Genomic DNA, 10,452 nt, shown 5'->3' with positions numbered 1-10,452 from the left:
TGGACCTTTAGCTGAAGTAAGGGGAAATCCAGCATCAAACTTTCTAGCAGGAAAATATAATGTGAAAATTTTTGATGAAGATACAACTTTATATCGATCAGGTAAAAAGGGAGGATTAACAATTCCGGGAGAAGAACAAAATGCGCTTGGACAGTGGTTTACAAGAGAACCAGCAGAATCAGTTGCAAAAGTGCGGATAGATTCTGCGGTTAAAGCTCAATGGATAGATCCTAAAACAGGTGTACTGACAGGTACTTCGCCAATAGAATCAACATACGCAATAAAAATTCCTAAAGGAACTACAATATATGAAGGGCCGGTTGGATATCAAGGAGGTCATTACCTTGGTGGAGAGAATTGTAATCAAATTTTCATTTCGGAACCATGGAAGATTAATGGGGTAGAGCCTTTAAGTGAAACCCCAATAAAATAGGAGGTATGATAGTGAGTTCAAGTAAGTTAGTAATAGATAAATTAGAAAAACTTTTTAGTGAATTGAGTGTCATATTAGAGGGAAATAAGAAAGGTGATATAGATTATCAGATATCTGAAGTTAGATATGTAATTAATATTTTAAATGAATGCCAAAATAATAATTATATAGACTTTGATGATGTTATAAATGAAATAAAATTAATTTATAGTAATCTATATCCACCAAGAGGAGGATTATCTGATTTCTTTATATGGAAGGCAGATTTTAATGAACGTGTTAAAGCTAATGAGCCTTTAGGGAGAATTGGGGATGAATTGTGGGAAGTGTTAAAGTAATTAATTGTAAAGGAATAGAAAATAATTAATTGCCCTAAAAACTGTAGATAAGCATAAAAGGAAATTTCTAATGCCGATTGTTACGGAAAGTATGAGAAATCTTGCGGGAATTTTTTCAGATGGTTAATTGGAATTTATAGTCAAACTTCAATGAATGCTAATGATGTATTTATTAAATTTTTTTTTCAAAGTTCTAATTTGGAAACAATAGAGATAACGATTCTCTGTCCAACACCTAATATGGGTGTTAGGGAACTCTTAACACAACAACAGTAAAAGGTGGAACAAATGTAATTCTATAAACACTTAAATTAATTGGAAAAGTTTTAAGTGAAGAAGCAGATCAAATATTGTTACCGTACAATTGAACCCTAGAGTGGATTAAAGTTACTTGTATAGCTTCAATTAAATAGAGAAGAAAATACAGTGGTTGATGAGATTTTGAAACATTGTAAGAATGTTACCTTATTACTTAAACAAAACTATTCAAGATAAATTGATTATAATGGAATGATAACAGAAATATATGTTAAATTTAGTGAGATGATAGGAAAATTTAACACAAGGAAATTTCAAGTATCAACATAGATTTTTTAAGTATTATACGGTAATTTGTTGATGATACACCCTAGTATAATAGCCATGTAACAAGGGGAAGTGAGGAAATAAGCGAGATATTAGATAAAATAAAAACTAGACAATGAAAGGAAGATTATGATTGGATATCAACCAGCCGCTTACAAATCCAGATTTAATAAGTAGTCTTGTAAATTTACAAAAAGAATATAATCAAACAAATGAACATCAATTTTTTAAGGATATGTTGGAAGCAAAATTTTTAGCACCCGTTATTATTAATCCTTCTCCAAATAGCAAAGATGGTAAAGCTACATTAAATGAAAATACAACTTTAACTTTAATTAATATTACAGATGTGAATGGAGTTAATTATTTACCGGCATTTACTGATTGGAGCGAATTAAGAAAATGGAATCAGGATGACAATATTCAAACTCTTATTTTTACGTTTAAAGACTATGAAAAGATAATTTTGGAAGATACTAGAGGTTTAAACGGATTTGTTTTAAATCCGTTTGGTCAAAATATTATCTTTGGTAGAGAACAGATTCAATCTGTAAATAACAGCGTTATAAAAGTTGAAAAAAATGAATCTGTTATGCTGGGAATACCTAAAAATTATCCAATTGAAATGGTAGAAGCATTGAAAGATTATTTACCTAAGTTATCTTCTGTAAAAAAAGTTTATCTTATGTTAATGGTAAGAGGTGAGGTTGATCAAAGCTATTTATTAGTTGTTGATTCAAATGGAAATTATAATGAAATCTTTGAAGAAATGGCAGAGATTGCAACTAAATATTTAAATCTTGAAGAAAAATTAGATTTTGTCCCATTAAATACAGGATTAGGAAGAAGTGCGGTGGAAGATCAAAAGCCATTCTATAGTAAGTAAAAGAAGTATATTCCTTTAACTTTTATAGAAAATACTTAAGTACTGATGAAAGAGTAATAAAGATAATTATCTTCACATCAAGGGGACAATAATAAAAAGATATGATGGTTGTACCATCATAGGGTACTATGTGCAATTCTAGAGTAGAAAAAGAAGTATGGGCTTAGGTAAGATGACATTTTGGTCGATGAATATAGGCACATGGAATGTTATATTAAATTAACGAACTCGTACAGGCTCCTAAGTTTTAGCGTATTAGATGTCATGACATATAAAAGGTGTCATACTGTTACTATAAAACTTACAAATTTAATGCTACTTAAAAACATATGAACTTAAAGCACTTGATTGTCTACGGTAGGCAACAAGTGCTTTTTATTTTAAGATTATGACATAGGCTACTGGTAATTGAGCCTGTTTTTGATGTAGTAGGTGGGGAAATACAATGGAAATTACCAATGTCAATAGAGTATTTAGAAGAATTCGGATGTATAAAAGAAATTAAATAAGTAGAAGGTTTAAAATGCATATTAGTGAGTTGAAAACTAGATTGAATGAATTAGGAATAGAAGAATATGAATATAATTTAGGTGATAAACCTTTTAGTGAATTGGAATTAGGTATATTAAAAGGAGGGGGAACATGGAAAGTATATCAATCGTTAGAGAGGTGGAATGAATATTATAGACATTTTTGAAAATGAAAATGATGATTGTGAATTGATATTAAAATATTTGATAATGCGAAAAGATCGAAGAGAGAAAAGAAAATAATGTTTTTCTCCTAAGGAGTACTCAGTATACCATAATGCGATAAACACCTGTAGGGAATGAACCTGTGTTTGAGAAAAAGCCAGCGCAGTTTTTTGATGGGTTGAATTTGAAGAGTGGTCAGAAGGTTCCTTCAGAGGGGTTAAATAATGCTGAGCTAAATACCAGTGATAGTATTAAAAAATTATTAATGATAGTGTGTATTCAGTAGATGAATTTGTTGAGTTGTTACATCCTGATAGGGTGTTAAATGATAATGAAAAGACAGTAGTTGATAAGATAAGAAATGAAATTGGAGTACCTGATGTTGGCACAAAGATGACAAAAGTAATTCCTTAAAGTTATATATATAACGAAAAACATACAGGTGTAAGAGGATTTACTGCAGTTAATGAGCATAGTGCAAATGTGAACTACCCGCCACTTAGCAAAGCTTGAAGTGGGAGCTTCTCAGTTCCACGACAAAAGCAACCTTTCATCTCCCTGAGCGTTACTTCGGAGTGTTCCAACCCTAGATGTCCAACGCTTGGACGCTCTTTTGGTACGGTTGATATTTTACGCAGGAACCGAATGGCTTGGTTTTCGCACTCTATTTTCTTCCTGCAACCTCATATATCAAATTATCCAAGAACTTCATATAGTTAGTTTATCAAAAGTTTTTGGCTATGCCAAACCGAAATTCATATCCCACCTAACGTTGGGCTAGCGCCCTTCACACGATTGAGGAAGGAGAATTCTTTCGGTAAATTCGTTAAAAATACTGTTTGAAAATTATGAAGGAGCTAGGCTTGACTATTGTGGAACGATGTTTAAAGTAACGAAACAGCTTTAGGAAAAGATGAAGTATACTATTATGTAAAAGGAAGCATAATCAAACTAAAAATGCAAGAGTAACGAACGAGGTGACGGTATGAAGAAAAAGAAAGTTAAGGGGATGATTATTATGACGATAGTCGCGTCTTTATTAGGTGGATGTAGTTTAGGAGAAACGAAGATTGACTATGAACCATTTGTAAAGGCTTTAGATGAAGGGGATATGAAGAGGGTAATGTCTGCGAGTGATGATGGATATGCACATGTGACACAAAGAGGTATATACAGTATGTACGAGCAAAAAGAAGATGGGGAGCACAGTAAAACAATCCGTCAAACTACGGAAGGTGTATATAATACGAAAGATAAAAGTTTATATGGCGATACAACACAAGAAATTGCTACTGATGTAGATAAAAAAAATGAAAAAAAGACAAATGAAAATTATAAAAATGAAACCATTTATAGTACAAATATTATGTATAAAAATGGGCAGGTACAAAGTGATTCCAATCTTGATGTTTCTTACGTTAACTTAATTGTGGATCGTTTAAAAGGAATAGGGAAATTAAAAATGAAGCCAGGTGATGACACAAAAAAATTTGATCAGCCTAAAACAGTTGGATATAGCTTAACTGAATCAGAATTTCAAAATATTATTAATGACAAGCTAAAAATACAATATGAAGAATATGGTGGGGCGACAATTGTGCTTCATCTTGACTCCGCAAATGGTCCAATGCAGATATTGGAAGTAAGTATTGTTATGAATTATACGAAGAGGAATGATGAAGGAAAGTTAATAGAATATCTATCGCAGATACACACATATTTTGAGAGCAAAAAAAGTAATAATCAAGATGCAAAAAAAGAATATGTAGATTATAAAGCACGGTACAAAAATAATAAATAATTGGGAAAGTAGATCATGGAGTAAATGGTGTATCAACACCAATTGGTGCGCCAGATAAGTTTTATGGGGCTATTGAATATATAGAAAATGATCCATCAAAGTTGACGATCCCAAGGTGGGAAGCTAATGCCGATAATTATCCATTTACTGCAAGAGGGTTCACAGGAAGTAAGAATATTGCATTACCAGAATTTTCATATGAAAGGGGTTATGCAAGAGCTTTCCAAGATGTAGATATATTGAATATTATAGATTCAGAAACTGGCAATGTAGCAATAAAATTTGAATTTAATAAAAAAATTGGATGGGTTATGGCTGATTAGGAAGGAAGTATAATAAAGTATGAGTGACTACGCTATTTATAAAAATAATTTGTATAGATTAGATGTATCGGATAATAACCTAGAGCTTATAAGTAATTCAAATGAATCCATAAAATATGGATTTAAAGAATTAAAATTTGAACAAGGATTCGTTTCAAAAGTAATATATATAAAAGAGATTGATATTAATGAAGTAGAGATGGCTTATAAATTGAAATACAAAGTAATATATAAAGAAAAAGAATTTGTTCCATGGGCAATAGGTAAGTTTATACTAGAAATAAATAAAATTACGCTAGGTACAAGTGATGAAAAAGAAGCTAGAAATTATGGGTTTGAAAAGATGGAACAATTTGTTTTTAAAAAAGTGGTTCCAATAGAGGAAGTAGATGCTTTAATAGAAATTAAGGAGCCTATTTTGAAATTTCAAAATATGGATGAAAAGGTTACTAGAATCGAACAAAAGGATATAAGAAGTTATTTCAAGAACCTTTTAGAATAGATTATATTTAATTATATTGTATTAAAAGGAGAAAAAATGAAAATGAGTAGTGTATCTATACAAGAAAAAATAAATGAATTAAATAGAATAGAAAGAAGCTCAGAGCATTATTTAAATAAATATAATGAAATTTTAAGATCTATAGTAAGTTTAAAAGAAATATACACTGTAGTTAATAGAAATACAACAGATGAAGAAGTAAAATATAATAAAGGGAAAATATTCTTTGGATTAAATAATAACATGCCTACAATGTGGCTTTTTTCAGAAGAAAAAATAGCAAAGGAATATGCAGAGTATTACCAATTTAAGAGAAATGACATATATTTAGTAAAAAAAGTTGAATTCCAAGAGTTACTAATAAGCTCTTATTATGCAATGTTCTCTGGTATATACCAAGTCATTATTGATGAAGGAAGAGATTTCTTAATCTGCAACATATATGATTTGGTAAATGAATGTTTTGTAAAACAAGGCCAACCTCCAGTATTAGCTAAAAGTGAATATGCAATTATGAATGTATTAAATAGTGTAAGATTCTGCGATGATAAGTTGTGGATTGTTCCAAGTAAGGATACAATAGGTGAAGAAATAATACTAAATAAATTTGTCCCAGTGGTAGAAAAAGATTATATTAAAGTTTTTATTAGTGAAAAAGATTGCAAAAAGTATTCTAAAGAGCAAGGAAATACAAATGAAATTGCAATAGATATGAATATGAGTAGCTTGCAAAATATAATAAAAGAAACTATTGATAATAATATAAAAAATGTGAGGTTTTTAATTAATGATAGTGAAGTTAAGATGAGTACTACTAAATTATACAATATATTACAACGAATGAACGGAACAGAGTAGTAGTTGAACTACCCCCACTTTCACTTCTAAACGAAGTGAAAGTGGGGGTAGTTCAACAATTTGGTTAAGAAGCATAGCATGATTTAGCTTAAATCTTTAAGTAGATTATTTTCCCATGGAACAACACTCAATAGAGTTTTTTTATAATTAAACAAGTGCAATACGTAATTAATATTATACTTATCTTTATTTATGAATTCTATATCATTTGCGTTAAAGTGGCTGCCGATACGAAAGGCGTTAAAATACTCGTGCCAATCTGAATAAGAATGTTGTGAAAGTCGTGCAGCCTGTATCATAAAGTTCTTTGCTTCCTGTTTTGATAAATAACCGAGTCTTCTACCGACCCGACATAAACAGATACACCATGCATAATCAAACGCTGCAATTCCGGAATCCGTCAAAATATGTAATCCGTAATTAGCAATATAAAGTTTTTCATAGTCAGGATGGTCTTTCGATAATTGCTTTCGCGCTGCCTCGGAAAGAGGATTCAATTGATGGCGTATACGATTAAATTCCTGCCGTGTTCCTTCTTCTAAAAACCAAATGATTTTCTCTTTTAACTCCGTCGAATTTTCGATCTTCCATGTCCATAACACGTTCTTCAAAAAACGTTTCCCAATAAAGCGGTCTCTGATAAGGGTGAATTCATATCGGGTAAAGTAGTTTGTAAGATAAAAACAATTCAAACAAACGGAAGACAGACAGCGGAAATATAGTTCGAGCTGTTTCTCTCGTTTTCTTTTATATAAAACAGGCATTCTGTCTCCTCCTTATGCTAATGTTTTAAGCCTAACGAATTTCCATGCTTCCCAACTAAGTGGAAGTAGGAGAAGTAATGCATATTTAGATGGTAATGGGGTTAAAATAATAAGAATCATAAAGATCAAATAAACCCAGGTGCGGCTAATAAATATAAATAAAAGGTATAGCGCATATTGGATAATAAACTTCATATTTATTTCTTGTTTCTGTCTCTTCTCTGGAATTTCAGTGTGAATTCGAATACTGTATGAGCGAAATTCTACGCGCTCCGGATAACGCTTTACCACATCTAGCCCCCTAGTGGCTACAGTTTCTATATCACCTGATTCGAACGAATACTTCACTAATAAGAACTGTGCGCCCATATGCTCCGGCTCAATCGAAAGTAGATGCTCACAGTCCTTGATAGCATCCGCAAACTGCCCGCGGTCATAGTAAATCTGAGCGCGATACATTAAAGCATCCAGGTCATCTGGGCAAATGACAAGTATGTCATTGAATGATTGTAACGCACGTTCTTTATTTTCGATGCGCAAATAATAAATGCCCTGCATGCGTAAAAGTTCCGGATCTTCTTGATAAAGCTCGTATGCAAAATCGAGTGCACTTTTTGCTGTTTCTAAGTTATTATTCATAAGTGTGAGCTGGACTTCTTCACGTAAATGAAAATACGCTTCAAAATCTAAATCATCACTTTTCTTGAAAATATCATAACGCATTTCCTTCTCGCCACTCATTCTCTCTAGCAAAAATTGTACCGTTTCTTCACCGTATTCAAACTCTAACTCCTCTTTTTGCTCACTAAAGCGAAATACATTGTCGAGAAGTTCCCAAATCGAGCGGGGGAAATGGTAATGATATTGTAAAAATTCTATTAATCTATCTTGAATCACTGCCGCATGTTCTACGTCCCATATCACATCGGAACTTAATAAGTCTTCCCAATTTTTCGGCTCGATTCGTGCAAAGTAATCGTTATACAGCGTCTCGATTTTTTCCGTAAATGCGTGAACGGGATGTTCTGAAACGAGAGTAGCGGTAAGTTCAGCATCACCATCCATCCATGTAGGAGAAACAGGATGGATATAGGAATTTCCTTCGTTTTCATCTGTTTTTTCTAGTTGAGAGGGAGGTGCGGTCTTCATTTGTTTTGCGCTTTTTATCGCTTTATCAAATGCTTCTCTCAGTCTCTGATATCCTTCAGGATCTTCTTCGGGATGATAAATCTTTAGAAGTTTTGCATAAGCCTTTTTAATAGCTGCAATATTATCGGTAGGGTCAATTTCTAACGTTTCCCAAATGCTCATGAATGACAGACCCACCTTTCAATATTCTCTAAATGCTCTTTTAATATATGAGCAGCTTCTTTCACTTTTTTATCATTTTGCGTTGTGAGCGCATTTTCAAATTGCTGTAACAAGATAGCGACTTTCTGGCGTTCGTCACCGAGTAATTCTTCATAGAGCCGTTCGCCTTTTGCGAGCAGCAATCGGTTTTCGGACCGGTCTCGTGGATGAATTTTAATTTCTTTCAATTCTAGTAGTCTAGCTTCAATTTCTTTTTCTGTAAGATTTCCGGCATTTTGTTGGATAATTGCTCTTTTTTTCTCTCCAGTCGTTGTACTTATTACCTCGACTTCGAGAATGCCATTTATGTCATATGTATAACGAATGTCAATCGCCTCTTGTCCAGCAGGAGCAGGAGGGACTTTAATTTTAAGTTCGCCAAGTTTTAAGTTATTTTTAACCAAGCGGTTTTCTCCTTGATAAACATCGACAAGTATGGAGTGTTGTCTATCATTGACAGTATAAAGTCGTTCCACTCGACTTACAGGAATTGGTGTATTTCGTTCAATAATCGGGAAGAAGTATCCGGATTCTTGTTGTCCATTTCCGAACGCTTGAACAACACTAGTTCCTAACGTATATGGACAAACATCCGTTAAGATAACCTCTTCTAGTGCTTTGTTTCGTTCTTTTAAAGCAACTTGAATCGCAGCACCTAAAGCAACCGTTTCATCAGGATTAATATTCGCATGAGGCATGCGTCCGAACATTTTAGAAATGACGGATTTGATAAGCGGCATCCTTGTCGCCCCGCCAATTAGAATGACAGCATCTAAATCCTTAGGGTTTAGCGACGCATCGCGAAGTGCGCGTTCAATCGGATAGCGAAGCCGTAAGAGAAGCGGGGTTACTAATTTTTCAAATTCACTTCTGTTAATGCGAGTTTCATACGTCTCATTATGAATAACGACTTTCATAATCGCGGCAGGCTCATTACATAATGTAAGTTTGCAACGTTCTGCTTGTGCATAAATTAAAGATAGCGTTTTTGAGTCAAGGGAATCGGAATCGAGTTGGTGTGACTCTAAAAAAAAGGACATGAGACTGTTTGTGAAGTCTTCGCCTCCAAGATAATTATCGCCGGCAATCGATTTAACATCCATCACTCCTTCAAATAATTCCAAAATGGATACGTCAAATGTTCCACCGCCTAAATCAAATACAAGAAATTTTGTCTCTGCCGCTTCCTGATACAGTCCGTAAGCGATAGCAGCTGCCGTTGGCTCACTAATGAGACGTTCAACTTTTAATCCAGCAATTTCAGCAGCTCGTTTTGTCGCTTTGCGCTGAGCATCGTTGAAATAAGCAGGTACGCTAATGACAGCACCAGTAACCGCTTCGTTTAAATAAGCTTCTGCATCTTGTTTTAAAGATTGGATGATAAAAGATGAAAGTTCTTCTGAAGAAAATGTATACATACCTAACTCGTATTTTTTCTCTGTTCCTATAAATCGCTTAAACGTTGATGCTGTAACGTTCGGATGGGTAATCAGCCGTTCTTTGGCGATGCGTCCGACTAAAACTTCACCGCTCTCGTCAACGCTGATGACAGATGGTGTAAGATATTCGCCAAGTGCATTGGGGATAAGGGCTGCACCATGATCCGTCCAATAGGCTACTAAACTATTCGTTGTTCCTAGGTCAATTCCAATCGTTACCATAATAATCTCCTCTCGTTTTTTATCCATCATACTATATATTATTATAATAATATATAGTATGATGGATAAAAATGGAATCATAGGGTTTTATTCCTTGAAGGAAAGGGAGAGAAACAGATAGTTTAGTAGTGTTGAGTTTGTTATAAGCAAAGAGGTATAATTTTATCAGAATGTTTTTACAAACATGGTGAAATTTTATGTAAAGGGTGGTAAAGAGGTCAGATGATAATTGGAATTATATGTTTGATTTTAGGAA

General features: G+C 33.4%; 11 protein-coding genes. 8 read left to right on the top strand and 3 right to left on the bottom strand.

What is annotated here, in order from left to right; translation table 11 throughout:
• The 8 genes from BAQ49_RS21895 to BAQ49_RS21850 form a co-directional block, all read left to right on the top strand.
• A partial coding sequence (locus BAQ49_RS21895; RefSeq protein WP_071747034.1) for a hypothetical protein occupies positions 1 to 433 on the top strand: 433 nt, incomplete at its 5' end.
• A gap of 11 nt (positions 434 to 444) precedes the next feature.
• Positions 445 to 771 (top strand): hypothetical protein, encoded by a 327-nt coding sequence (locus BAQ49_RS21890; RefSeq protein WP_116733491.1) that lies wholly within the window; start codon positions 445 to 447, stop codon positions 769 to 771.
• Between the two features lie 718 nt (positions 772 to 1,489).
• Positions 1,490 to 2,242, top strand: coding sequence for an enhanced serine sensitivity protein SseB (locus tag BAQ49_RS21885; RefSeq protein WP_071747033.1), 753 nt, complete (start codon positions 1,490 to 1,492; stop codon positions 2,240 to 2,242).
• 523 nt (positions 2,243 to 2,765) lie between these two features.
• Complete coding sequence (locus BAQ49_RS21880) at positions 2,766 to 2,939, top strand: hypothetical protein (protein WP_244159132.1); 174 nt, start codon at positions 2,766 to 2,768, stop codon at positions 2,937 to 2,939.
• A gap of 983 nt (positions 2,940 to 3,922) precedes the next feature.
• Positions 3,923 to 4,738, top strand: a complete 816-nt coding sequence (locus BAQ49_RS21870) for a DUF3952 domain-containing protein (protein ID WP_071747032.1) — start codon at positions 3,923 to 3,925, stop codon at positions 4,736 to 4,738.
• Between the two features lie 101 nt (positions 4,739 to 4,839).
• Positions 4,840 to 5,061, top strand: a complete 222-nt coding sequence (locus tag BAQ49_RS21865; protein ID WP_244159131.1) for a hypothetical protein — start codon at positions 4,840 to 4,842, stop codon at positions 5,059 to 5,061.
• 19 nt (positions 5,062 to 5,080) lie between these two features.
• The gene (locus BAQ49_RS21860) at positions 5,081 to 5,563 is read left to right on the top strand and encodes a UCP033725 family protein (RefSeq protein ID WP_071747030.1); all 483 of its coding nucleotides are present in this window, start codon (positions 5,081 to 5,083) and stop codon (positions 5,561 to 5,563) included.
• Between the two features lie 36 nt (positions 5,564 to 5,599).
• Positions 5,600 to 6,421: a hypothetical protein gene (locus BAQ49_RS21850; RefSeq protein ID WP_208610857.1), complete on the top strand. Its 822-nt coding sequence runs from the start codon at positions 5,600 to 5,602 to the stop codon at positions 6,419 to 6,421.
• 83 nt (positions 6,422 to 6,504) lie between these two features.
• On the opposite strand, the gene BAQ49_RS21845 is transcribed toward BAQ49_RS21850, so the two are convergent.
• From BAQ49_RS21845 to BAQ49_RS21835, 3 genes are read right to left on the bottom strand one after another with little or no spacing between them, the layout of a single operon-like run.
• Positions 6,505 to 7,185: a DUF1266 domain-containing protein gene (locus BAQ49_RS21845; RefSeq protein WP_071734797.1), complete on the bottom strand. Its 681-nt coding sequence runs from the start codon at positions 7,183 to 7,185 to the stop codon at positions 6,505 to 6,507.
• Between the two features lie 12 nt (positions 7,186 to 7,197).
• Positions 7,198 to 8,496, bottom strand: a complete 1,299-nt coding sequence (locus tag BAQ49_RS21840) for a J domain-containing protein (protein WP_071747029.1) — start codon at positions 8,494 to 8,496, stop codon at positions 7,198 to 7,200.
• On the bottom strand, positions 8,493 to 10,196 hold the full coding sequence (locus tag BAQ49_RS21835) for a molecular chaperone HscC (RefSeq protein WP_071734795.1): 1,704 nt from the start codon (positions 10,194 to 10,196) through the stop codon (positions 8,493 to 8,495). Before BAQ49_RS21835 ends, BAQ49_RS21840 begins: the two co-directional genes overlap by 4 nt.
• Between the last annotated feature and the right edge of the window lie 256 nt (positions 10,197 to 10,452).

The sequence above is a fragment of the Bacillus proteolyticus genome (genome assembly GCF_001884065.1).
GTDB classification, from domain to species: Bacteria; Bacillota; Bacilli; order Bacillales; family Bacillaceae_G; genus Bacillus_A; species Bacillus_A proteolyticus.
The sequence above is the reverse complement of the archived record's forward strand: the minus strand, read 5'-3'. Positions and strand labels throughout refer to the sequence as shown.